Source organism: Microcella sp., assembly GCF_046296455.1.
In the GTDB taxonomy this organism is placed as follows: domain Bacteria; phylum Actinomycetota; class Actinomycetes; order Actinomycetales; family Microbacteriaceae; genus Microcella.
In genome coordinates this window covers 80,631-102,732 of the sequence record NZ_JBKBLF010000008.1, presented here as the reverse complement: position 1 = coordinate 102,732, position 22,102 = coordinate 80,631, and the positions used below count along the sequence as shown (strand labels likewise).

The 22,102-nt window shown below is 71.3% G+C and carries 24 protein-coding genes; 10 read left to right on the top strand and 14 right to left on the bottom strand.

Translation table 11 applies throughout. The annotated features are described in order from the left end of the window. Positions 1-18: 18 nt before the first annotated feature. Together ACK4HH_RS06170 and ACK4HH_RS06165 are read right to left on the bottom strand one after the other, a co-directional pair. Positions 19-1,110 carry a polyprenyl synthetase family protein gene (locus ACK4HH_RS06170; RefSeq protein ID WP_409649567.1) on the bottom strand — a complete coding sequence of 364 codons (1,092 nt, stop codon included), beginning with the start codon at positions 1,108-1,110 and terminating at the stop codon, positions 19-21. Between the two features lie 34 nt (positions 1,111-1,144). Then, complete coding sequence (locus ACK4HH_RS06165) at positions 1,145-1,855, bottom strand: class I SAM-dependent methyltransferase (protein WP_409649564.1); 711 nt, start codon at positions 1,853-1,855, stop codon at positions 1,145-1,147. 83 nt (positions 1,856-1,938) lie between these two features. On the opposite strand from ACK4HH_RS06165, the gene ACK4HH_RS06160 reads away from it, so the two are divergent. Then, positions 1,939-3,183, top strand: coding sequence for an isochorismate synthase MenF (locus ACK4HH_RS06160; protein ID WP_409649593.1), 1,245 nt, complete (start codon positions 1,939-1,941; stop codon positions 3,181-3,183). 11 nt (positions 3,184-3,194) lie between these two features. On the opposite strand, the gene ACK4HH_RS06155 is transcribed toward ACK4HH_RS06160, so the two are convergent. From ACK4HH_RS06155 to ACK4HH_RS06140, 4 genes are all read right to left on the bottom strand, one after another. After that, positions 3,195-3,578: a hypothetical protein gene (locus ACK4HH_RS06155; protein ID WP_409649561.1), complete on the bottom strand. Its 384-nt coding sequence runs from the start codon at positions 3,576-3,578 to the stop codon at positions 3,195-3,197. Between the two features lie 610 nt (positions 3,579-4,188). Beyond that, positions 4,189-5,013: a PPK2 family polyphosphate kinase gene (locus ACK4HH_RS06150; RefSeq protein WP_409649558.1), complete on the bottom strand. Its 825-nt coding sequence runs from the start codon at positions 5,011-5,013 to the stop codon at positions 4,189-4,191. Positions 5,014-5,045: 32 nt separating this feature from the next. After that, positions 5,046-6,755: a 2-succinyl-5-enolpyruvyl-6-hydroxy-3-cyclohexene-1-carboxylic-acid synthase gene (menD, locus tag ACK4HH_RS06145; RefSeq protein WP_409649553.1), complete on the bottom strand. Its 1,710-nt coding sequence runs from the start codon at positions 6,753-6,755 to the stop codon at positions 5,046-5,048. Next, positions 6,727-7,083, bottom strand: a complete 357-nt coding sequence (locus ACK4HH_RS06140; protein WP_409649550.1) for a PLD nuclease N-terminal domain-containing protein — start codon at positions 7,081-7,083, stop codon at positions 6,727-6,729. The genes menD and ACK4HH_RS06140 overlap by 29 nt, the downstream gene beginning before the upstream one ends. A 62-nt stretch (positions 7,084-7,145) precedes the next feature. On the opposite strand from ACK4HH_RS06140, the gene ACK4HH_RS06135 reads away from it, so the two are divergent. From ACK4HH_RS06135 to ACK4HH_RS06115, 5 genes are all read left to right on the top strand, one after another. Next, positions 7,146-7,412 carry a DUF4229 domain-containing protein gene (locus ACK4HH_RS06135; RefSeq protein WP_409649548.1) on the top strand — a complete coding sequence of 89 codons (267 nt, stop codon included), beginning with the start codon at positions 7,146-7,148 and terminating at the stop codon, positions 7,410-7,412. A 92-nt stretch (positions 7,413-7,504) separates the two neighbouring features. Further along, the gene (locus ACK4HH_RS06130; protein ID WP_409649545.1) at positions 7,505-8,002 is read left to right on the top strand and encodes a thioredoxin domain-containing protein; all 498 of its coding nucleotides are present in this window, start codon (positions 7,505-7,507) and stop codon (positions 8,000-8,002) included. Between the two features lie 9 nt (positions 8,003-8,011). Continuing rightward, a complete protein-coding gene (locus tag ACK4HH_RS06125) occupies positions 8,012-8,755 on the top strand; it encodes a cytochrome c biogenesis CcdA family protein (protein ID WP_409649543.1) in 744 nt (247 codons plus the stop codon). Beyond that, positions 8,748-9,488: a response regulator transcription factor gene (locus ACK4HH_RS06120; RefSeq protein ID WP_409649540.1), complete on the top strand. Its 741-nt coding sequence runs from the start codon at positions 8,748-8,750 to the stop codon at positions 9,486-9,488. Before ACK4HH_RS06125 ends, ACK4HH_RS06120 begins: the two co-directional genes overlap by 8 nt. Further along, complete coding sequence (locus ACK4HH_RS06115; protein WP_409649537.1) at positions 9,485-10,609, top strand: sensor histidine kinase; 1,125 nt, start codon at positions 9,485-9,487, stop codon at positions 10,607-10,609. The genes ACK4HH_RS06120 and ACK4HH_RS06115 overlap by 4 nt, the downstream gene beginning before the upstream one ends. On the opposite strand, the gene ACK4HH_RS06110 is transcribed toward ACK4HH_RS06115, so the two are convergent. From ACK4HH_RS06110 to ACK4HH_RS06100, 3 genes are all read right to left on the bottom strand, one after another. Further along, positions 10,606-11,583 (bottom strand): 1,4-dihydroxy-2-naphthoate polyprenyltransferase, encoded by a 978-nt coding sequence (locus ACK4HH_RS06110; protein ID WP_409649534.1) that lies wholly within the window; start codon positions 11,581-11,583, stop codon positions 10,606-10,608. The genes ACK4HH_RS06115 and ACK4HH_RS06110 overlap by 4 nt on opposite strands. Before the next feature lie 10 nt (positions 11,584-11,593). Beyond that, a complete protein-coding gene (locus ACK4HH_RS06105; protein ID WP_409649531.1) occupies positions 11,594-12,730 on the bottom strand; it encodes an AMP-binding protein in 1,137 nt (378 codons plus the stop codon). A 117-nt stretch (positions 12,731-12,847) separates the two neighbouring features. Next, positions 12,848-13,891 (bottom strand): serine hydrolase domain-containing protein, encoded by a 1,044-nt coding sequence (locus tag ACK4HH_RS06100; RefSeq protein ID WP_409649529.1) that lies wholly within the window; start codon positions 13,889-13,891, stop codon positions 12,848-12,850. An 80-nt stretch (positions 13,892-13,971) separates the two neighbouring features. Between ACK4HH_RS06100 and ACK4HH_RS06095 the strand changes: the two genes are divergently transcribed. After that, positions 13,972-14,556, top strand: coding sequence for a TetR/AcrR family transcriptional regulator (locus tag ACK4HH_RS06095; protein WP_409649526.1), 585 nt, complete (start codon positions 13,972-13,974; stop codon positions 14,554-14,556). An 83-nt stretch (positions 14,557-14,639) separates the two neighbouring features. Here the strand turns inward: ACK4HH_RS06095 and ACK4HH_RS06090 are convergent, their stop codons facing one another. Continuing rightward, complete coding sequence (locus ACK4HH_RS06090) at positions 14,640-15,554, bottom strand: 1,4-dihydroxy-2-naphthoyl-CoA synthase (protein ID WP_409649524.1); 915 nt, start codon at positions 15,552-15,554, stop codon at positions 14,640-14,642. Between the two features lie 122 nt (positions 15,555-15,676). On the opposite strand from ACK4HH_RS06090, the gene ACK4HH_RS06085 reads away from it, so the two are divergent. Together ACK4HH_RS06085 and ACK4HH_RS06080 are read left to right on the top strand one after the other, a co-directional pair. After that, positions 15,677-16,666: an o-succinylbenzoate synthase gene (locus ACK4HH_RS06085; RefSeq protein ID WP_409649521.1), complete on the top strand. Its 990-nt coding sequence runs from the start codon at positions 15,677-15,679 to the stop codon at positions 16,664-16,666. 75 nt (positions 16,667-16,741) lie between these two features. Next, the gene (locus ACK4HH_RS06080; protein ID WP_409649518.1) at positions 16,742-17,338 is read left to right on the top strand and encodes a hypothetical protein; all 597 of its coding nucleotides are present in this window, start codon (positions 16,742-16,744) and stop codon (positions 17,336-17,338) included. A 39-nt stretch (positions 17,339-17,377) separates the two neighbouring features. Here the strand turns inward: ACK4HH_RS06080 and ACK4HH_RS06075 are convergent, their stop codons facing one another. Both ACK4HH_RS06075 and ccsB read right to left on the bottom strand, forming a co-directional pair. Continuing rightward, positions 17,378-17,830 carry a peptidoglycan-binding domain-containing protein gene (locus ACK4HH_RS06075; protein ID WP_409649515.1) on the bottom strand — a complete coding sequence of 151 codons (453 nt, stop codon included), beginning with the start codon at positions 17,828-17,830 and terminating at the stop codon, positions 17,378-17,380. A 91-nt stretch (positions 17,831-17,921) separates the two neighbouring features. Further along, complete coding sequence (ccsB, locus tag ACK4HH_RS06070; RefSeq protein WP_409649512.1) at positions 17,922-18,875, bottom strand: c-type cytochrome biogenesis protein CcsB; 954 nt, start codon at positions 18,873-18,875, stop codon at positions 17,922-17,924. 118 nt (positions 18,876-18,993) lie between these two features. Here ccsB and ACK4HH_RS06065 point away from each other — a divergent pair, with 118 nt between their 5' ends. Beyond that, positions 18,994-19,725, top strand: coding sequence for a DsbA family protein (locus ACK4HH_RS06065; RefSeq protein WP_409649509.1), 732 nt, complete (start codon positions 18,994-18,996; stop codon positions 19,723-19,725). Between the two features lie 27 nt (positions 19,726-19,752). Here ACK4HH_RS06065 and ACK4HH_RS06060 read toward each other — a convergent pair whose 3' ends face one another. Continuing rightward, on the bottom strand, positions 19,753-21,354 hold the full coding sequence (locus ACK4HH_RS06060; protein ID WP_409649506.1) for a cytochrome c biogenesis protein ResB: 1,602 nt from the start codon (positions 21,352-21,354) through the stop codon (positions 19,753-19,755). Then, positions 21,332-22,102: a cytochrome c biogenesis CcdA family protein gene (locus ACK4HH_RS06055; RefSeq protein ID WP_409649504.1), complete on the bottom strand. Its 771-nt coding sequence runs from the start codon at positions 22,100-22,102 to the stop codon at positions 21,332-21,334. Before ACK4HH_RS06055 ends, ACK4HH_RS06060 begins: the two co-directional genes overlap by 23 nt.

Sequence of the window (22,102 nt, the reverse complement as noted above, 5' to 3'; positions counted from 1 at the left end):
GCGGGGCCGGATGCGGCCTCAGGTGCTGCGCTCGACGACAGCCTCGGCGAACTTGGTGAGGGCGAGCTTGACCGGGCCCTCGGGCAGCGGGGCGAGCGCGGCGACGGCCTCGTCGGCCCAGCGCCGCGCTTCGTCGAGCGTCTCGGCGGTCACCGAGTGGGCGCGCAGCTCGGCAATCGCGGCAGCGAGCTGCTCGTCGATCGCATCGGCGGCAGCAGAGCCCGGTACCACCTCGGCCTCGACCGTGCGCTCGATGCGGGCGAGCAGCGCTGCGGCCTCGGGGTCGGTGTGCGCGGCGCGGCGCAGGAAGAGCAGCGGCAGCGTGGCAACGCCGCTGCGCAGATCGGTGCCCTGCGCCTTGCCGGTCTCCTCCTCGGGCTCGGCGAGGTCAATGACGTCGTCGATCAGCTGGAACGCGACGCCGATCTTCTCGCCGAAGGCGACAACGGGTGCCGCGTACTGCTCGGGCGCGTTCGAGAAGATGACGCCCATTTGCGCGGCCGCCGCGATGAGCGAGCCCGTCTTGTCAGCGAGCACCTGCAAGTAGTGGTCGATCGGGTCGTCGCCCGGGCGCGGACCGATGGTCTCGTGCAGCTGGCCGAGGCACAGGCGCTCGAAGGTGTCGGCCTGCAACTTGATGGCGCCCTCGCCGAGGCCCGCCACGAGCTTGCTCGCACGCGCGAAGAGCAGATCGCCCGTGAGGATCGCCACCGAGTTGCCCCAGACGTTCTGCGCGGAGGGCACCCCGCGGCGCATCTCGGCCTCGTCCATGACGTCGTCGTGGTACAGCGAGGCGAGATGGGTGATCTCGACCGCCTGCGCAGCCGTGATCACCGAAGCGTTGTTGCCGTCGCCGAGCTGGGCGGTGAGCAGCGTGAGCACGGGGCGGATGCGCTTGCCGCCGGCCTCGAGCAGGTATCGCGAGGTGACGTCGGCCATGTCGTCGGCGAAGGCGACCTCGCGCAGCAGGCCCTCCTCGACCTCGACGAGTCCTGTCTCGATCGCGTCGGCGAACCGGCGCTCCTCGCTCGAGGCGAACAGCTTCTCGCCGAGCCCGAGCGACGCGCTCAGTGTCTTGCTGCGACGAGCCAGCGGAGGGAGGCGGGTCAACGGTCTGCCGATCTGTCGAGGCGGTCGGGGCGGCTTAGTTCGCGGAGGCACCAGCAGGCTTGCGCCCGCGGTGCAGGGCGACGACGCCCCACGAGAGGTTGCGGTAGCCCACGCGCGTGAATCGCGCCGCGCGCAACCACTGGCTGAGCACGGTCTGATCGGGCCAGTCGCGGATCGACTCGAACAGGTAGCGGTAGGCCTCGGGATTCGAGCTCGCCGCACCCGCGATCACGGGCATGACGTGCCGCAGGTAGGCGTGGTAGCCCGCGCGCAGCAGTCCGAGCGGCGGTCGCGAGAACTCGCAGATGACGACGCGGCCGCCGGGCTTGAGCACGCGGTGCATCTCGGCGAGCGCCACCTGGGGGTGCTGCACGTTGCGCAGGCCGAAGCTGATCGTGACGGCATCGAACTCGGCGTCGCCGAACGGCAGCTTCTCGGCGTCACCCTGCACGAACTGCAACCCCGGGTTGCGTCGTCGGCCCTCGTCGACCATGCCCTGCGAGAAGTCGAGGGCGATGACCTCGGCACCCGACTTCGCGAGAGCGACCGAGCTCGTGCCCGTGCCCGCTGCGATGTCGAGAATGCGCTCGCCGGGCTGCGGGTCGACCGCGCGCACGGTCGCAATGCGCCACAGCGCGGCGTTGCCGACCGAGAGCACGGCGTTCGTGCGGTCATAGCCCCGCGCGACGCCGTCGAACATCGCCGCGACCTCGCGCGGTGTCTTCGACAGATCTGCTCTCGTCACCCCCCAAGTCTAGTGAGCGGCCACCCGGTGTTCGCCGTGAGGCGCCTGGGGGAGCGTCGGGTGCGGAGTAGCCTGAGCAGGTGATCCCCTCTGCCGCGACCGGGCTGGCCCTGCGCGCGGTGACCGAGCGGGTCGCCGACCACGACGAGCTGCTCGCACACGCCGACGCCCGTCACCCCCTCGTCGCACTGCGCCGGGGCGACGGCATCGTCGGCATCGGCGAAGTCGTGCGGCTGACGTTCAGCGGCCCCGATCGGGTGCGGGATGCCGCGGTCGCGTGGCGCACGATCGCGAGCGCCGCCGACGTAGTCGACCCCGTGCACCGGCCCGGAACCGGCCTCGTCGCGATGGGTGCCTTCGCGTTCGCCGACGGCTCGAGCGCGCCGAGCGTGCTCGTCGTGCCCTCGATGATCGTCGGGCGCCACGATGGCGTGAGCTGGGTCACCCGCATCGCCGAGCAGGGCGCTGGGGGCGACGCCGAGCTGCCCGATCCGCTGTCGATCGGCGAGCGCCCGCGCGCGACCCTCGCCGCGGCCTCGCTGAGCCGCGAAGCGTTCACGGCGGTCGTCGGTCGCGCCGTCGAGGCCATTCGCGCGGGGCGGGTCGAGAAGGTCGTGATCGCGCGCGATGCGACGGCGAGCATCCCCGCCGATGCCGACCGCCGCGCGCTGCTGCATGAGCTCTCCGACCGATACCCCGACTGCCTCACCTTCGCCGTCGACGGGCACATCGGCGCCAGCCCCGAGACGCTCGTGAGCGTGCACGGCGGCGAGGCGAGCGCCCGCGTGCTCGCGGGCAGCACGGCTCGGGGAGCGAGCACTGCCGACGACGCCGCCGCGGCGGCCCAGCTCGCCACGAGCGCGAAAGACCTCGACGAGCACGCCTTCGCCGTGCACAGCGTGCTCGACGCCCTGCGCCCGCACGTGCGCGCCGTCACCGCGAGCGAGCTGCCGTTCACGCTCAAGCTGCCCAACCTGTGGCATCTCGCGACCGACGTCGAGATGCAGCTCGGCGAGTCGTCGAGCGCCCTCGATCTCGTGGCGGCGCTGCACCCGACCGCGGCGGTCGCGGGTTCGCCGACGGATGCGGCGCTCGCGCTCATCGCCGAACTCGAGCCGTTCGACCGGGGCCGCTACGCCGGGCCGGTGGGGTGGATCGACCAGGACGGCGACGGCGAGTGGGTCATCGCGCTGCGCTGCGCGCGCATCGACGACGACGGACTGCTGACCGCCTACGCGGGCGCGGGCATCGTCGCCGACAGCGACCCCGACAGCGAGCTCGCCGAGACCCGCATGAAGTTTCGCCCGATCGCCGACGCCTTGCGCTGACGAGAGGCGGATCAACCTGGAGTGAGCAACACCACCTCTTCGGTGCGACACTCGTCGGGCATCTCTACCCCGGCCAACTCGGGAGGCACGAACCCCCCGGATGTCGACAGTCCGTCGCCGATCGCAAAAGACCCCAATCCGGGTATTGACACGTAGTCGTCCTGCGCTTGAGTTCCAGGCGGGAAAACTACCGAATAGGTACCATCATCGGTCTCAATACCAAAGCATAGGTCGGTGATCAGCGTGAGAGATCCGACAATCGCCGAGGTCAAGGTGGCGTCGCTCGTGCGCTGTTGCAGAAGCAGGACGTGGCTCGACGACTCCGCCACCGAACATGCGCTGAGAGCGCTGGCCATCACTAACCCAATTGCCGCCAAGAATGTTCGATGAATCATGGACTCGTTTTCACCACCAGTCCCAACAGGTTTAGTGCCCCCACGCGCGTAGCTGCATCGTCGAGCCGCACACCGAAGATGTTCGTCACAACGACTACCCGATTGACCTTCGCGAACATTTCACCCCCTCCTTCACGGAACGTGATGCGCCCCAAGGGTCCCATCGACGCGACAAATGATCAAGGACGACCTGTCTACCCCTTCCGCCACGCGACCGCGACCACAAGCATCTGCCCGTGCTGTTGAGGGGGGAGGCGCTGTGACGTAATCAGACCCGTTCCGACACTCCCCTTTTCCTGGCGCTTCCGCCCTTATCCAGGAAAAACCGTCCACCCCCCGAGTAGGAGCGCACAGAAGGAAAGCACTTCATCGGGACCCACTGACGGTTTCGACGACCCATAAGGTCAAGCCACGCTGGCGCAGTTCTTCGACACCTCCAGTTGTGCAAACGATGGTTCTCGAGACCGGTTCGCGCAGAATTGACCGAAGCTGTCGTGCCATCCGCCCTCGGATACCTCCACTCCAAACACCTGTCGCCTTCCATCGCGAACCGCAGAGCGGCGCGCAGGGAAGGGAACCTGCGTGTTTCGCAGTCTGTGAGCGCGAGCATTCACGTCGCAGCGAGGCGCCCCTTCTCGTGCTCGACGTCGAAGCCGGCGGCGGGCCACTGCGGGTCGATGCGCTCGAGCGCCGTGATGAGCAGCGACTGCACGGCGAGGCGCGCGTACCACTTGTGGTTCGCGGGCACCACGAACCATGGGGCGTGATCGGCGTCGGTGCGCTCGATCGCCAGCTGGTACGCCTGCTGGTAGTCGTCCCACAGCATCCGCTCTTCGACGTCACCGGGGTTGTACTTCCAGTGCTTGTCGGGGCGCTCGAGCCGCTCGTGCAGGCGCGCCTTCTGCTCGTCGCGGCTGATGTGCAGCATGACCTTGACGATCGAGACACCGTCGTCGACCAGTCGCCGCTCGAAGTCGACGATCTCGCCGTAGCGCCGCTCGATCTCGTCGGCGGGGGCGAGGGAGCGCACGCGCCCGATGAGCACGTCTTCGTAGTGCGAGCGGTCGAAGACGCCGATCATGCCGGCGGCCGGAAGCCGCTGCTCGATGCGCCAGAGGAAGTGGTGCGCGAGCTCGTCAGGCGTCGGCTTCTTGAAGGCGGCGAACTGCACGCCCTGAGGGTCGACCGCGCCGACGACATGGCGCACGATGCCGCCCTTGCCGGCGGTATCCATGGCCTGCAGCACGAGCAGCACGCGACGGGTGTCGCCGGCACGGCTCGCAGCGAACAGTCGCTCTTGCAGGTTCGAGAGGTGCTCGGCCCCTTCGGCGAGCAGCCGCGCCGCGCGCTTCTTGTCGGCGGCGATGCCCGGGGTAGCCGAGCAGTCGATGGTGTCGAGGCTTAATCCGGCCCGGGCGCGCAGCAGTTCGTCCATGGCCGGATGCTACCCGTGCGCCGCGCGAACGACTACGTCTCGAGCGGCACCTCGACGAGCAGCAGCGGCTCAGGGGCGGTGAGCGCATCGTCGAGGTCGGCGCGCGTCGTGACCCGACGGTAGGCCCAGCCTCCGGCGGCGGCGAGCGCCGCGAGGTCGGCGCGGTGCGGCGTGCGCATGACGGTGGCGAAGTCGTCGGGGTGCGCGGTGGCCGCGACCTCGAGGTCGTCGAAGATCGTGCCGCCGCCGTCGTTGCCGACGAAGACGTGCAGGCGCAGGCCCGCCTCGAGCTGTTCGTGCAGGGGCACGAGCAGGGCTCCCGCGTCGTGCAGCAGCGCGAGGTCTCCCGCGAGCACGCGCGTCGTGCCCGAGCGCTCGTCGCGCGCGGCGGCCAGGGCGATGCCTGTGGCCGTCGACACGGTGCCGTCGATGCCGGCGAGCCCGCGGTTGGCGTGCACGCGGATCGCCTTGCCGGGCACCAGGGCGTCCGCCACCCTGATGAGGCGCGAGGCCGCGAGCACCAGACGATCGTGGGGCCAGGTGGATGCCCACAGAGCCCGCGCGAGCATCCGACGATCGACGGGCGCGCGCAGCACCGCGAGCTCGGCCTTCGCGAACGCCGCCCGCACACCCTGGTCGGTGGAGACCGCGAGCGAGAGATCGGGGGCCGGGTCGTCGGGTGCTTGCGACTCGAGCACGGCGCGCGACATGGCGACCCAGCCGCCGACCCAGCGCCGCACGATGGCGGGGTCGGGCGCTCCGAGCACCCGCACCTCGTCGACGATGCGCGCACGACGACCGGGATTGTAGTCTTCGACGCCCGGGGTGCGCACGACGACGACCTCGACGTCGGCGCGCTCGAGCAGCTGCGGCACCTCACGGCTGAGCGTCGGGTGGCCGAGCACGATCGCGCGCCCGACCGCGTCGCCGTGCGGGCCGCGCAGCACGTCGCGGTAGGCGACGACGGCGTGGCGCCCGAACCGGGCACCGCTCGACACCTCGGCGATGAGCGGAGCGCCGAGGGCGACGGCGAGCTGCTCGGCGCGCGCGCCGGCGCCGTGGCCGGCGATGACGACGGTCGCGTCGTCGGGATGCAGGTCGACGATCTCGGGCGCCGCGACCGCGGGGCGCTCGGGCACGGCCCCCGACTCGAGATCGCTCGGCACGTCGACCCCGCCGCTGAGCGGTTCGCGGTAGGCGAGGTTGAGGTGCACGGGGCCCTCGGCGCTCGCGCGCACCGCGAGCGCCCCGAGCTCCCGCGCGTCGTCGAGCTCGCCGGGCGCGCCGACGGGCGCCGCGACATCCCAGTCGGCGCGCACGATCTCGCCGAAGATGCCCGGCTGCACGGTGGTCTGGTTGGCGCCGATGCCCCGCAGCTCGGCGGGGCGGTCGGCGGTCAGCACGATGAGAGGCACACCCGCGTGGTGCGCTTCGAGCACGGCGGGGTGCAGATTGGCCACGGCGGTGCCAGAAGTGCACACGATCACGACGGGTCGGCCGCTCTCGACGGCCAGACCGAGCGCGGTGAAGCCCGCGACGCGCTCGTCGATGCGCACGTGCAGGGCGACCTTGCCGGCGCGCGCGAACGCGGCGGCGGCGAGCGCCAGGCCCTGCGAGCGCGATCCGGGGCTGAGCACGACGTCGGCGACCCCCGCGGCCACGAGCCCGGCGAGCAGCGCCGCGGCCGCCGCGCCAGCGGGTGAGGCCGCGGGCTCAGCGCTCGGGGTCGGCGGGGGTGTCATCGTCGAGGTCGGCGAGCTCTTGCTCGAGCTGCCGCAGGCGCTCGTCCTGCTCGGCGCGCTTGGCGATCTCGTCGCTCGAGAGGGTGCGCAGGAAGGCCGGGTCGTCGTCGGGGGCGACCGGGCGGCGCGCGCCTCCCGGTGCACGGCGCGCCTTGCCGACCACGAGCCAGAGCAGACCGCCGATCACGGGCAGCAGCACGACGCCGACCGCCCAGAGCGGCTTGGGGAACGCCCGCACGCGCGCGCGCTCGGTGAGCAGCACGTCGACGAGGGTGTAGATCGTGAACGCGACCGCCACCACGATGAGGACGATGATCACGCGAGTCATGGCCCGAGTCTACGCCGCGCCCTCTGAGCGGGCACCGAGAGGGCGCTCGTAGACTGGGGGTCGTGAGCCCCTGGATCCAGTACTCCCTCGTTCGCCTCGGCCTCTTCGGGGTGAGCTTCGGGCTGCTCATGGCGGCCGCGATCGATTGGTGGTGGTCGGCCCTCATTGCCTCGGTCATCGCCATGACCGTCTCGTACATCTTCTTCACGTCGCTGCGGGATGCCGTGGCGCTCGATCTCGCCGCCCGCCGCGAGCGGCCTGCCGCTGATCCGGATGCCGCGGCCGAAGACGCGGTCGACAACGCGCCCGAGAACTCGAGCCAGTCGTAATCACCTCGTAAGGCCCTGCACCTGCGCGGCCCCTCCCCCGCGGCCTACAGTCGGATCACGGCCGCGGGCGCGGTCGCGAGAGGAGTGCAGAGATGACGACGAGAACCACGATCGCCGCGGGGGCGGCGCTCGCGCTGATGATCGGGCTCGGGGGATGCTCGACCAGCGCACCGCTCGACGTCGCCGCACCCGTCGCGACCGTGCCCGCCGCCGAGCCGGCCGAGCCGACACCGGCGCCGGAGGACGACGAGGGCACCGAGACCGAGGCCGAACCGGCCGTCGCACCGGGCGAGTACCTCGACTACTACGACGGCGCGATCGCCGATACACCGGGGCTCAAGGTGCTGTTCTTCCACGCCTCGTGGTGCCCCAAGTGCCGCGCGCTCGATGAGGACATCGAGGCCAATGCGATTCCTGACGGCATGACGATCTTCAAGGTCGACTTCGACACGGCCACCGATCTGCGTCAGCGCTACGGCGTGACCCTGCAGACGACGATCGTGTATGTCGACGACGAGGGCGAGCTGCTGACCAAGGGCGTGCTGTACGACGACACGACGCTCGACGCCCTCATCGCCGCGGCACCGTAGGGTCGGGCCATGGAAGGACTGATCGTCGTCAGCCTGCTCGCGGGGGTACTGACGGTCGCCGCGCCGTGCGTGCTGCCGCTGCTGCCCGTGATCGTGGGCGGCGCGATCGTCGCCGATGACGCGGATTCGCGGCGCGCGCGCTGGCGCCCCTTCGTGATCGCGGCATCGCTCGCCGTGAGCGTCATCGTCTTCACCTTGCTGCTCAAGGCGACGACCGCGTTGCTGGGCGTGCCGACCCAGGTGTGGCAGATCATCTCGGGCGCCATCGTGATCCTGCTGGGCGTCAACCTGCTGTTCCCCAGCCTGTGGGAGCGCGTGTCGACCCGGCTCGGACTCGGCGACCGCAGCAACCGGGCGCTCGACGCCTCGGTGCAGCGCCAGTCGGTGGGCGGCGACATCCTCACCGGCGCGGCGCTCGGGCCGGTCTTCAGCAGCTGCAGCCCCACCTACGCGCTCATCGTCGCCACGGTGCTGCCGGTCTCGTTCGCCGAGGGCCTGCTCTATGTGACGCTCTATGCGATCGGGCTCGCGGTGCCGCTGCTGCTCATCGCGCTCGCGGGCCGCACCGCGGCCCGGCGGCTCGGGTGGCTCGCCGACCCGCGCGGCTGGTTCCGCCGCTCGATGGGCGTGCTCTTCATCATCGTCGGCATCGTCGTCATCGTCGGGGCCGACAAGGCCCTGCAGACGCTCATCCTCGACCTGGGCTGGTACGACCCCATCGCCGACCTCGAAGGCGTGCTGCAGGGTGGCTGATCCGGCGCGCGGCGATCGTCCGCTCGATGGGCGGCGGGTGCTCGTCGTCGACGACGACCCGACGCTGCTCGAGATCGCGGCCACCTATCTGACGGCCGCGGGGGGCACGGTCGACACCGCCGCCGACTCGGTGGCGGCCCTCGAGCTGGCGGCCGAGCGCCTGCCCGACCTCATCGTGCTCGACCGCATGATCCCCGGCGTCGACGGTCTCACGGTCGCGCGACGACTGCGGGCGACCTCGGCCGTGCCCATCATCATGCTCACGGCGCTCGGTGAGCCCGAGCACCGCATCGAGGGGCTCGAGGCGGGCGCCGACGACTACCTCGGCAAGCCCTTCTCGCCGCGCGAGCTCGTGCTGCGCGTCGAGGCGCTGCTGCGTCGCGCGCACCCGGGAGACGCGCCTGCCGGCGATGTCGCGCTCGGGCGCTTGCGCATCGACGCCGAGCGGCGCGAGATCACGCTCGACGGCGCCGTGCTCTCGCTCACCGCGCGCGAGCACGACCTGCTCGCCTACCTCGCCCGCCGCCCGGGGCGCACGGTCTCGCGCGAGCAGCTGCTCGCCGACGTCTGGGGATGGACCATCGGCGACGTCTCGACGATCACGGTGCACGTGCGGCGGCTGCGCGAGAAGATCGAGGCCGATCCGGGTGCCCCCGAGATCATCGTGACGGTGTGGGGAGCGGGCTACCGTCTCGACACCGATGCGCTGCTCGCTGCGCAGGAGCTGCCGTGACCCCGACCGAGTACCTGCAGATCATCGGAACGGCCGCGGGCGCGGCGGCCGTCACGGGTCTCGCCGCCGCTCTGACCCTGCGGCTCGCGCGCCGCGCGCCGCTCATCGTGCACGTCGTGGTGATCGTCGTGGCCGCGGTGCTCGCCGTAGCAGGGGGCATCGTGCTGACGGCCGACGGCATGTACATCAGCGAGTCCGACACGGCCGTCGCGCTGACCGTCACGGCCGCGAGCGGCATCGTCGCGGTCGGCGTCTCGGTCGTGCTCGTGAGCGCTCTCTCGCGGGATGCCCGGGCTCTCGGCCGCGACGCCCGCCGCCTCGGCGCGGGCGAGGCCGTCGAGCCCGTCGACCGCAACACGGCCGAGCTTCACGATGTGCAGGGCGAGCTCGTCACCTCGAGCGAGCGCCTGCTCGCCGCCCGCGACGACGCTCTCAAGGCCGAGCAGGCCCGTCGAGAACTCGTCACGCGCATTGCGCACGATCTGCTGGCCCCCGTCGCGAGCATCCAGGCCATCGCCGAACTGCTCGAAGACGGCCTCTCGGCCGAGCCCGAGCGGCACGCGCACCAGCTCAGCGCGCACACCGCCCGCCTGCAGTCGCTCGTCGGCGACCTGTTCGAGCTCTCGCGTATCGACGCGGGGGCGCTCGCGCTCGCGGCCGACACGGTCTCGCTCACCGACCTCGCGAGCGACGTCGTCGCCGAGTACAGCGAGCTCGCCCGGGCCCACGACGTCGTGCTCGAGTTCTCAGCCCAGACCGCCGCCGTCGCGCCGCTCGACGCGCGTCAGTTCAGTCGCGCTCTCGTCAACGTTCTCATCAACGCGATCGAGCACTCGCCGGCCGGCGGCACCGTCACGGTCGCCGTGACCGTCGACGACAGCGCGGCGACCGTGACGGTGCGCGACACGGGTGCGGGCTTCGAGCCCGACGACGTCGCCCAGGTGTTCGAGGCGGGCTGGCGCGGCACGAGCGCGCGCACGGCACCGCGCGTGGGGCTCGCCGGAGGCGCCGGGCTGGGACTCGCGATCACGCGCGCGATCATCGAGGCGCACGGCGGAACCGCGAGCGCGCGCAACGCCGACCCCGGCGCCGAAGTGCGGCTGCGCGTACCGCTGAGCTAGAAGGCGATCGCGGCAGCGAGGCCGAGACCGGTCAGCAGCGCCGCAAGCGAGGTGAGCTTGAGCGCCAGAACGAGCTCGCCCGGGGTCTTCGCGAGCAGCACGATGAGCGCGACAGGAGCCGTGATGAGCAGCGTGAAGTACACCGCCGGGGCCCAGGTGAAGAGCAGGGCGAAGGGCACGAGCACCCCGTAGGCGCCGGCGAGCAGCACTACGAAGAGGATGCGGGCCGGGAGGTCGCCGATGCGCACGGCCAGCGTCTTCTTGCCGACCCGGGCATCCTGTTCACGATCGCGAATGTTGTTCACGAGCATGATGGCGGCCGCGAAGAGACCCGCGATGCAGCCGGCGAGCACGGCGTCGAGCGGCACCTGCTGAATCTGCACGTAGGTCGTGCCGACCGTCGCGACGAGCCCGAAGAAGACGAAGGCGACGAGCTCGCCGAGGCCGAGGTAGCCGTAGGGCAGCTTTCCGCCGGTGTAGAACCAGGCGGCGACGAGCGCCACGGCGCCGACGGCGAGCAGCCACCAGATGCCAGTGAACACGACGATGGCGAGGCCCGCCGCCGCGCCGAGCGCGAAGAACACGAGCGCGACCGTCAGCACGGTGCGCGGGCGCGCCGCCCCCGAGCCGGTCAGGCGGCTGGGCCCGACGCGGTGCGCATCGGTGCCGCGCACGCCGTCGGAGTAGTCGTTGGCGTAGTTGACGCCGATCTGCAAGAAGACCGCGACAGCGAGGCACAGCAGCGCGAGCGCCAGGTTGTAGCCGAGCGTGTAGTACGCCACGGCGGTTCCGAGCGCGACGGGCGCGATCGCGAGGCTCAGGGTGCGCAGGCGCGCGCCGGCGATCCAGTCGCGCGCGGTCGCCCGCCGCACCTTGGCGGGGTTGCCGGATGCGGCGCTCGCCTTCGCGGGGTTGGTGCGCTTGGTCTGCTTGCTGGCGGGCTTCTTCGCGCGCGCCTTCTTCGTCGTGGCCACGACCGCGAGTTTAGTGACCCGGGTTCGCGCGGCGCGCCGCGGCGAGCCGGTCGGGTTTGCCGCTGGGCAGCAGCGGCAGAGCATCCACGGTCACGACACGGTCGGGGCGCGCCTCGGGGGGCAGAACGGCGCCGACCGCGCGGCGCAGAGCATCGAGCTCGGGGCGCGCCGTCGTGACGACGACGGGCACCTCGCCCCACTCGGGGTGATGGCCCGCGACGACGACGGCGTCGGCGAGCCCGGACTGCTCGCGCACGATGCGCTCGACCTCGCCGAGCCGCACCTTGAGGCCGCCCGTCACGATCGTGTCGTCGATGCGGCCGGTCACGCGCAGCACACCGTTCTCGAGCTCGCCGGCATCGTCGGTGCGGTACCAGCGCGCCGCGTCGTGCTCGACGAAGGTCGCGGCCGTGCGCTCGGGGTCGTCGAGGTAGTACTCGGCGAGGGTCGGTCCGCCGAGCTCGACGCGGCCGTCGATGATGCGCACGTCGGTCTGCCCGATCGCGCGGCCGTCGTAGACGACGCCGCCGCACGTCTCGCTCGCGCCGTAGGTGCGCGTGAGGTGCCAGCCGAGCGCGGTCGCGCGCTCGATGAGCGGCGCAGGCGTGGCCTGACCGCCGACCAGGATGCGCGAGAAGCCCGCGAGCGCGCGCCGCAGGGCGTCATCGGCCTCGGCCTCGTCGACGAGCCGGCTGAGCTGGGCGGGCACGAGGGCGGTGTAGCGAACCGGATCGTCCATCGCCGCGACGGCCTCGAGCACGCGCTCGGCGCTCAGCCGCCCGGGCGGCACGGGCATGGGGGTCGTGCCCGCGGCGAGCGAGCGGGCGAGCACGTTGCTGCCCGCGATGTACTGCACCGGCAGGGCGAGCAACCACTGGCCGGGGCCGCCGAGGGCGCTCTCGCTCGCGGCCGCGCTCGCGAGCACCGCATCGGCGCTCAGGGCCACGCGCTTGGGGCGCCCCGTCGTGCCGCTCGTCTCGACGACGAGGGCGATGCGCTGCTCGACCGAGAGCGGCGCCGTGTGCACGGGGTTGACCCCGCCGCCGCGGAACAGCACGGCGGGCCCCTCGCCGCTCAACGCGTCGCGCAGCGCGGCGAGGCAGGCGAGCGGGTCAGCGGTGTCGACGACGGCGAGCGGGCGGGTCACGCGCCCACGCTACCCCGCGACCCTGCACCCCCCGGCCCAGATCTGGGGCAAAAGGGCACCTGCCCGAGCGCGATACGCCCGTGAGGCCCAGATCTGGGCCCGGAGGAGCGGAAGGGGTCAGGATGCCGCGATCGCCGCCGTGCGGATCATCAGTTGGTAGGGCAGCTGCCGCTGCTGCAGCTGGTTGACCGTTCCGGCGACGATGACGCCCGAGCGCGCATCCCGGTAGAGCACGACGCCGGAGGCGCCGGAATGCCCCTCGAAGCTGAACGAGCGGAAGCCCGTGAGCACGGCCGGCAGCCGGAACCGCATGACGCCGGTGCCGTACTCGAGCGGGGAGAAGATGCGGTGCCAATCGGTGAGCATCTCGTCGAGCAGGGCCTTCTCGAACAGCCGCCCGTCGAAGAAGGCCTGCAGGAAGGTCACGGCGTCGCGCAGGGTCGACACCACGCCGCCCTGGCCGTCGACCGAGGCGAGCAGGAGGGGCAGGTGCAGGTCGTCGGCGCCGTTGCGGATGACGGCCATGTGGCCGAAGCGCCCGTGGTCGGCGTGCGTGTAGACGAAGGTGCCGGCGAGGCCGAGCGGCTCGGTGATGCGCACCCGCACCGACTCGGCGAAAGGGCGGGCGTCGAGGTGCTCGACGACGGCGTCGAGCAGCTGAAAGCCCGTGTCGCTGTAGAGGCCGCGGCCGCGTCGGCCGGGCCTCATGACGCGCGTCCACTCGACGACCTCCTCGGCGGTCCATGAGAAGTCGGCGGCGATCGCGCGCTCGAGGGTGGTCGGGCCGTCCGGGCGCGGGCCCTCGAAGTAGTCGGCGAGGCCGGCCGTGTGGCTCATGACCTCGCGCACCGTGATCTCGCCGCTGACGTCACGGCCGTCGTCGACGGCGAGCCCGGTGAGATCGAGGCTGGGCAGGTACTCGTCGATCGGGGAATCCCAGTCGAGGCGGCCCTCGACGCGCAGCTGCGCGAGGCAGACGACCGTGAAGAGCTTGCTGACGCTCGCGACGAAGAACGGGCGGTCGAGGTCGCCGTGCACGACGTCAAGGCCGGGCTCGCCGTTCTTGGCAGGGCCGACGACGCGCCACAGCACCTCGCCCGTGCGGCGGTCGGCTGCCGTCTTCTCGATCAGGCGGTGGATGCGCTGCTCTCGTGTCGCCATCGGGGCGGCCTCTCTGCTGGGGTGTTATCGCCGTTAACATCGGCGGTCATGTCTAGCGCACCGATGTGTACACTGTCAACATGCCGGACCGCTCGCGCTACCACCACGGCGCCCTGCGCGACGCGCTCGTCGACGCGGGCGAGGCGCTCGCGCGCGCCGAGGGCCTCGAGGGCGTGACCGTGCGGCGCATCGCCGCCGCGTGCGGCGTGAGCGCCGCGGCCGTCTACCGGCACTTTCCGAGCGGCGACCACCTCATCGCGGCCGTCGCGCAGCGGGCGCGAGAGATCATGGCGCGCGACATGTTCACCCGGCTCTCCTCTGCTGCCGGCAAGCCCCCGATCGACCGGCTGCGCGAGGTGGGCGAGTCGTACATCGCCTTCGCCCTCGCCGAGCCGCAGCTCTTCTCCCTGGTGTCGATGCCCATGACGACTCCGCCCGACCGGCTCGACGACCCCAACGCCGCCGACCTCGTGCGCGACATCGTGCTCGAACTCGAGCCGCCGGGCGAGATCGACGAGGCGCGCGTCGCGGCCCGCATGATGCTCGCGCAATCGAGCGCCCACGGCCTCGCCGTCATCCTGCGCGACTTCGTGCCCGACCCTCAGGCGCGCGCGATGCTCATCGCCGGCGTTCTCGACCGCGTGGGCGTGGGGCTCGAGGCCTAGCGCGCCCCCTCGTCCCAGATCTGGGGCCACAGGGCGCTTGAGCCGCGGCCATCCACCGTTTTGCGGCGAATCTGAACCCCCGACTAGTACTGCCAGGGGAACGGCGACCAGTCGGGCGCGCGCTTCTCGAGGAAGCTGTCGCGGCCCTCGAGCGCCTCGTCGGTGCCGTAGGCGAGCCGCGTGGCTTCGCCCGCGAAGAGCTGCTGGCCGACCATTCCGTCGTCGGTGAGGTTCATCGCGTACTTGAGCATGCGGATGGCCGTGGGGCTCTTCGTGAGGATCGTCTCGGCCCAGTCGATCGCCGTCTGCTCTAGCGAATCGTGCGGCACGACGGCGTTGACCGTGCCCATCTCGTAGGCGCGCTCGGCGTCGTACTCGCGGGCGAGGAAGAAGATCTCGCGCGCGACCTTCTGCCCCACCTGCTTGGCGAGGTAGGCGCTGCCGTAGCCGGCGTCGAACGATCCGACGTCGGCGTCGGTCTGCTTGAAGCGCGCGTGCTCGCGGCTCGCGATCGTCAGGTCGCACACGACGTGCAGCGAGTGCCCGCCGCCGGCCGCCCACCCGGGCACGACCGCGATGACGACCTTCGGCATGAAGCGGATGAGCCGCTGCACCTCGAGAATGTGCAGCCTGCTTGAGCGCGCCGGGTCGACCGTCTCGGCCGTCTCCCCCTCGGCATACTGGTACCCGCCGCGCCCGCGGATGCGCTGGTCGCCGCCCGAACAGAACGCCCAGCCGCCGTCTTTCGCACTCGGGCCGTTGCCCGTCAGCAGCACGACTCCCACGCGCGGGTTCTGCCGCGCATCGTCGAGGGCTCGGTACAGCTCGTCGACCGTGTGCGGGCGGAACGCGTTGCGCACCTCCGGCCGGTCGAACGCGATGCGCGCGATGCGGCCGCTCGTGTCGAGATGGTACGTAAGGTCGGTCAGGTCGTCGAAGCCCGGCGCGACCTGCCAGCGCGCGGGGTCGAAGGTCTCAGAGACGAACGGCTCGGCCATGCCGCCAGCCTACGCGCGCGGCCCGTTCGCAACTCAGGCTGAAACTGCGGTTGTGCGCGCGAAACACCGCACATCGGTCGGTTCTGCATGAGTTGCGAACAAGAACCGACAGACTGTGGGGCATGGATGCTCTGCCCGAGCTCGACGACGTGCTCGCCCGCCTCCACGTGGTGAGCGTTCCGCTCGTGACGCGGTTCCGCGGCGTGGACCGCCGCGAGGCCGTGCTGCTCGACGGCCCGGCCGGATGGGGCGAGTTCAGCCCCTTTGTCGAGTACGCCGATGACGAGGCCAGCACGTGGCTCGCCGCGGCCCTCGACTTCGGCTGGCGCGACTCGACGGCGCCCGCGCTCAGAGCGAGCATCCCGGTCAATGCGACGCTGCCGGCCGTGCCGCTCGGCGAGATCGCAGCCGTGCTGAGCCTGTTCGGCGAGTGCCGCACAGTGAAGATCAAGGTGGCCGAACGCGGTGAGACGCTCGCCGACGATGTCGCGCGAGTGCGCGAGACGCGACGGCTGCTGGGGCCGGCGGGGCGCATCCGCCTCGACGCGAACGGCGCCTGGACGGTCGACGAGGCCGAGCACGCCGTGCGGGCGCTCGAGCAGTTCGACCTCGAGTACGTCGAGCAGCCGTGCGAGACGGTGCCCGAGCTCGCCGAGCTGCGGCGGCGCATCCATCGCATCGACGTGCTCGTCGCGGCCGACGAGAGCGTGCGCAAGGCCGCCGACCCGCTCGCGGTGGCCCGCGCCGGCGCCGCCGACCTGCTCGTCATCAAGGCTGCGCCGCTCGGCGGCATCGACCGCGCCCTGGCGATCGTCGCCGAGGCCGGGCTGCCCGCCGTGGTCTCGAGCGCCCTCGACACGAGCATCGGGCTCGCGATGGGGGCCGAGCTCGCCGCGCGGCTGCCCGCGCTCGACTACGACTGCGGGCTCGGCACGGCCGCGCTGCTCTCCGACGACGTCGTCGCGGCACCGCTGCGGCCCGTCGGCGGCACGATCGCGGCGGGCCGCGTCACGGCCGATCCGGATGCCCTGCGCCGGCTCGCCGCCGACCCCGAGCGCACCGCCTGGTGGCGCGAGCGCCTCACGCGCTGCCACGCCCTGCTCGCCCCCTAGCCACCAATTGCTCACGCCACGGAGCCAGCGCAGAGTTACGCTCGACTCATCACCCGACGACCACAAGGAGCCCTCATGCGCCGCGCACCGCTCGCCCTCACCGCCACGTCCGCGGCACTGCTGCTGCTCGCCGGATGCTCGACACCCGCCGAGACCGAGGTCGACCCGCCCGTCGCGGGTGAGTCGACCGAGCCCGAGGCCCCCACCGATCCGACCGACCCGGCCTGCCTCGTCGGCGACTGGCGCATCACGCAAGACCAGATGCAGAGCTTCTACGACGCCGTCTCGGGCTCGACCGAGGGCCTCGAGCTGACGATCGAGGGCGACACGGGGCTGAGCTTCACGGCCGACAGCTACGTCTACACGCCCTCGTTCACGCTGCTGCTCGACATCGCCGACGTGCAGGGCCAGGGGGTCACGACGGGCAGCATCGGCGGCTCGTACTCGGCCTCAGAGGGCGTCATCACGACGACCGTGGTCGACAACGACCTCGAGACAATCGTCACGATCGCGGGCGTCACGCAAGACGCGTCGAGCGAGCTCGGGGCGATCATCGCGAGCGACCCCATCAACGCCGCGCCCTTCGACTGCAGCGATCCGGATGCCCCGGTGCTGCAGTTCGACACCGGCACGGGGGCGCGCACTCCCGTCGCGCTGACCCCCGCGGGCTGAGCGGGCGGGGCGGGATCACACGCTCCCGCCCCGCACCGACTACAGCGTTCCCGCGTTGAGGCGCTTCTGCAGGGCCGTCACGGTCTTCGGTCCGACCTCGCCGTCGGCCTCGACACCCAGGTGCTTCTGCAGCGCCTTCTTGCTCTGCGGGCCGAAGACGCCGTCGACCGTCACGCCGAGCTTCTTCTGCAGGGCCTTGGTGGTCGCCGGGCCGAAGACGCCGTCGATCTCGACACCGAGGGCCTTCTGCAGCGCGTTCGTCGTGCGGTGACCCCACTCGCCATCGATCTCGAGCGGCGTGCGCGGCTTCACCGAATCCGCGTCGTCTTTCTTCTCGGCAGCGACCTCGACCTTCTCCTCGGCCTCAGCCTTCTCGGCACGAGCGGCCTTGGCCTCTTCGAAGGCCTTCTCGTTGCGGGCCTGGATGCCGGCCTTGCGGGCAGCGTCGCTGCGGGCCTGCTTGGCCGCGTCGTCGTCGTCGATCTTCGCCATCGGTGCTCCTCGGGTTGCGGCCCGCTGCGCACCGGATGGCGCGCTCACTCTGGGCACGGTGGCGTCACCGTAGCACAGCGGGTCGACGGGCTTACAGGCCGCTGTAGCTGTGCAGGCCCTTGAAGAAGAGGTTGACGATCGTGTAGTTGAAGATGACCGCCGAGAAGCCGATGATCGCGAGCCAGGCCGACCGGTCGCCGCGCCAGCCGCGCGTCGCGCGAGCGTGGATGTAGCCGGCAAAGAGCGTCCAGATGATGAAGGTCCACACCTCTTTGGTGTCCCAGCCCCAGTAGCGGCCCCACGCGCGCTCGGCCCAGATGGCGCCGGCGATGAGGGTGAAGGTCCAGAACACGAAGCCGACGACGTTGACGCGGTAGGCGAGCGACTCGAGCGTCGACGCCCCGGGCAGGGTGTCGAGAAAGCGCAGCCCCTCGGCCTTGCGCATCTCGCGCTGCGTGCGCAGCAGCTGCATGACCGAGAGCCCAGCGCCGATCGCGAAGAACGCGGTGGCGAGCGTGGCCACGAGCACGTGGATGACGAGCCAGGCCGACTGCAGCGGGGGCGGCGTCGGCACGACGTCGACGTAGAAGTTGACCGTGACGATGCCGAGCGAGAGCAGCGTGAACCCCGTGATGTACGCGCCGAGGAACCGCAGGTCTTTCCAGAACTGGGCGAACAGGAACACGCCCATGCCCATCGCGGTGGCGGTCAGGCCGAACTCGAACATGTTGGCCCAGGGCACGCGCTCGGCGGCGATGCCGCGCAGCGCGACCGCCCCGAAGTGCAGCACCCAGCCGAGCACCGCGAGCGCGAAGGCGACGCGCTGGTAGCGGGTGGCGCCCGTGGGCGCCGCATCCGTCGTCACGCGCACGGCCGTCGCGACCGAGCCCGCCTGCTGGGCCGTCGACTCGCCGATCACGGCCGCCGTCGCGGGCCGGCCCGCGCTGCGCTTGGCGAGGTCGAACGTGAAGAGGATGAACGCGATGGTGTACACGCCCATGGCCGAGTAGACGGCGACGAGCGAGAGGGCGACGAGGTTCTCCATGAGGGTTCCAGCTTAAGCGCCGGTTGCTGAGAACGGCATGCTGAGCCGGGCATCGCCCGCGCCGCGATCGGGCCCTTCGACTCTGCCGCCGCCAAGGCGGCCCTGGCAGGCTCGAGGCATGTCTCGAACGCCTGCCGCCCCTGCCGCCCCCGTGAAGAAGAAGAGCCCGAAGAAGGCGATGTCGCCGGGCACCGCGCAACTCATCGCGGTCGGTGTCGTGCTCGCCTTCATCGCCGCGATCGTCGCCGTGCTCGTGACGACGCTCAACACCCCCGCCGCCGACGACGCACTGCCCGAGCCCGACCCGAGCGCGTCGGCCGAGGTGCTGCGTGCCGACTCTCACGCGCTCACGAGCCCCGCCGACCCCGAGGTGACAGTGGTCGAGTTCCTCGACTTCCAGTGCCCGGCCTGCGCGGTGGCGGCGAGCGCCGTGGCCGAGCTGAAGGCCGAGTACGGCGACCGCGTCGCGATCGTCGTTCGCAACTTCCCGCTCACGAGCATCCACCCCCATGCGGTGGATGCGGCGCTCGCGTTCGAGGCCGCCGCGGCCCAGGGCGCCACAGTCGAGATGTACGAGGCGCTCTTCGCCACGCAGCAGCAGTGGAGCCCGGCCACGGGCTCGCAAGCCGCGACCTTCCGCCAGCTGGCCGACGACCTCGGGCTCGACCTCGCCGAGTACGACCGCGTGGTCGCCGACCCGGCCACGCTCGAGCGCATCGCGCGCGACCGCGATGACGCGGTCGGCCTCGGGCTGCAGGGCACGCCGAGCTTCTTCGTCGACGGTGAGCCGGCGGCGATCGCTTCGTTCGACGAGCTGCGCGCCCTCGTCGAGGCCGGCCTCGATCAGTAGCCGCGATCGACCGGTGCTCGCCCGGCTCTAGGCGGGGTCGACCGCCGTCGCCTCGAGGGCCGCCTGGTGCGCATCGGCGAGCTCGGCCACCGCGCGCTCGAGGCCCGGGTCGTCGCCGCGCGCGAGGCCGGCGTACTGCAGCCGCACGCCGTCACCGTTCTGCTCGGCGGCGATCCACAGTCGGCGACGCGGCACGAAGAGGCTCGTCAGCAGGCCGAGGAAGGCGAGCACCGACGAGATCAGCACGCCCGCCTGCGTGGGGTCGTGATGCACGTCGATGCTGATGAAGCGCGGCAGACTCGTGAACTCGACCGAGCCGAGGCCGTCGGGCAGGTCGACGCGCTCACCGAGCGGCAGCACGAGCGACTCGGTACCGGTCTCGCCGCCGGTGATCTGCGTGAGGTCGTCGACATCGAGCGAGTAGACGTTGCGCGGCACTCCCTCGTTGATGCCCAGGTCGCCCGTGAACGCGTTGAGGGTCAGCACCGGCTGGTCGGGTTCGGGAAAGATCGACGCGAGCGCGCCCGACTCGAGCGTCACCGCCGAAGGGTAGAAGAAGCCGAGCAGCCCGACCTGCTCGTCGAGGCCGTCGGGCACCTTGACGACGCCGAGGCTCGTGAGGTTCGCGTCTTGCGGCAAGAAGGGCACGGGCTGGCTGAAGACCGCGGTGCCCTCGGGGTCGTAGACCGTGATCCACGGGGCGAAGCCGTTGCCGAGCAGGTAGCTCGTGGTGCCGCCGATGCCGATCGGCTCGTTGACCTTGATCTGACCGGCGCGCTCGACCCCGTTCTCGACGACCGTCACCGAGGCGGTGTAGTCGAGGGGGATCGCCACGGGCACGCCTGACGTGGTGTCGATGTCGTAGACGGGCTCGAACTCGTCGAGCCGCACCGAGAAGGGGTCGAGCCGCGTCTCGTCGAAGAAGCGCCCGGGGTTGAACGAGTCGAAGCTCGTGAGCTGGTTGGTGAAGGTCTGGCCCTCGATGATGACCCGCTGGCCGTTGTAGCCGAAGCCTCCCGCCATGCCGACGGTCAGCAGCACGCCGACCAGCGCGAAGTGAAAGACGAGGTTGCCGGTCTCGCGCAGGTACCCGCGCTCCGCGCTCAGGGAGTCGCCGTAGCGCGCCACCCGGTAGCCCTGACGGCGCAGCACGCGTTCGCCGACCTCGAGGGCGGCCGCAGCATCCACGGCGATCTGTCGCTCGGTGTGCCCGACGAGCCGGTTCAGGCGAGCCGGGGTCACGGGCGGCGCCGCGCGCAGAGCCCGCCAGTGGTGCTGGGTGCGCGGGATGACGCAGCCGATGAGCGAGACAAAGAGCAGCAGGTAGATGGCCGAGAACCACACCGAGCTGTAGGTGTCGAAGACCTGCAGAGCGTCGAGAATGGGGAACAGGTCGGGGTTGTTCTCTTCGAACTGCACGACGCCGTTGGGGTCGGCCGAGCGCTGCGGCACGAGCGAGCCAGGGATGGCGGCGACCGCGAGCAGCAGCAGCAGCACGAGGGCCGTGCGCATGCTCGTGAGCTGGCGCCAGCCGAAGCGCAGCCAGCCGACCGCGTCGAGCTTGGGCTGCGCGATCGGTGCGGCCTGCGGCTCGCTGTCGTGATGGTCAGAGGGGCGTAACGGTTCCACCGATCACCGCCTGCAGGCTCGAGACGAACTGCTGCCACAGGCCCGTCACCATCGCGAGTCCGATGACGATGAGCAGCGCGCCGCCAATGATGTTGATGACGCGGATATTGCGCTTGAGCCAGTCGGTCGCACCCGCGACCCAGCGGAACCCGAGGGCGACGAGCAGGAACGGGATGCCGAGCCCGAGGCAGTACGCGAGGCCGATGGCGGCCGCGCGCGCGACATCGCCCTCGTTGAGCACGAGCGCATTGACGGCGATAAGGGTGGGACCGATGCAGGGCGCCCAGCCCAGCCCGAACACGATGCCCAGCAGCGGCGCGCCCGCGAGTCCCGTCGCGACCTGGATGCGCGGCGCGAGCGAGCGCTGCAGAAACGACACCTGCCCGATGAAGACGAGCCCCATGAGCATGACGATGACGCCCGCGATGCGCGTGATGAGGTCGATCCACGGCAGCAGCAGCAGGCCCGCGGTCGCGAAGACGATCGAGAAGCCCACGAACACGACGCTGAAACCCAGCACGAAGAGCGCGACGCCGAGCAGCAGCCGCCCGCGCTTCTGCTCCAGCTCGGCGCTGCTCGTGACGCCGCCGATGTAGGCGAGGTAGCCGGGCACGAGCGGCAGCACGCAGGGCGAGGCGAAGGCGAGGAACCCGGCCGCGAGGGCGATCGGAAGAGCGAGCAGCAGGTTGCCGCTCAGCACGATCTCGCCGATCGGGTTCACCGCGGTGGCGATCGTTGTCGCGAGCAC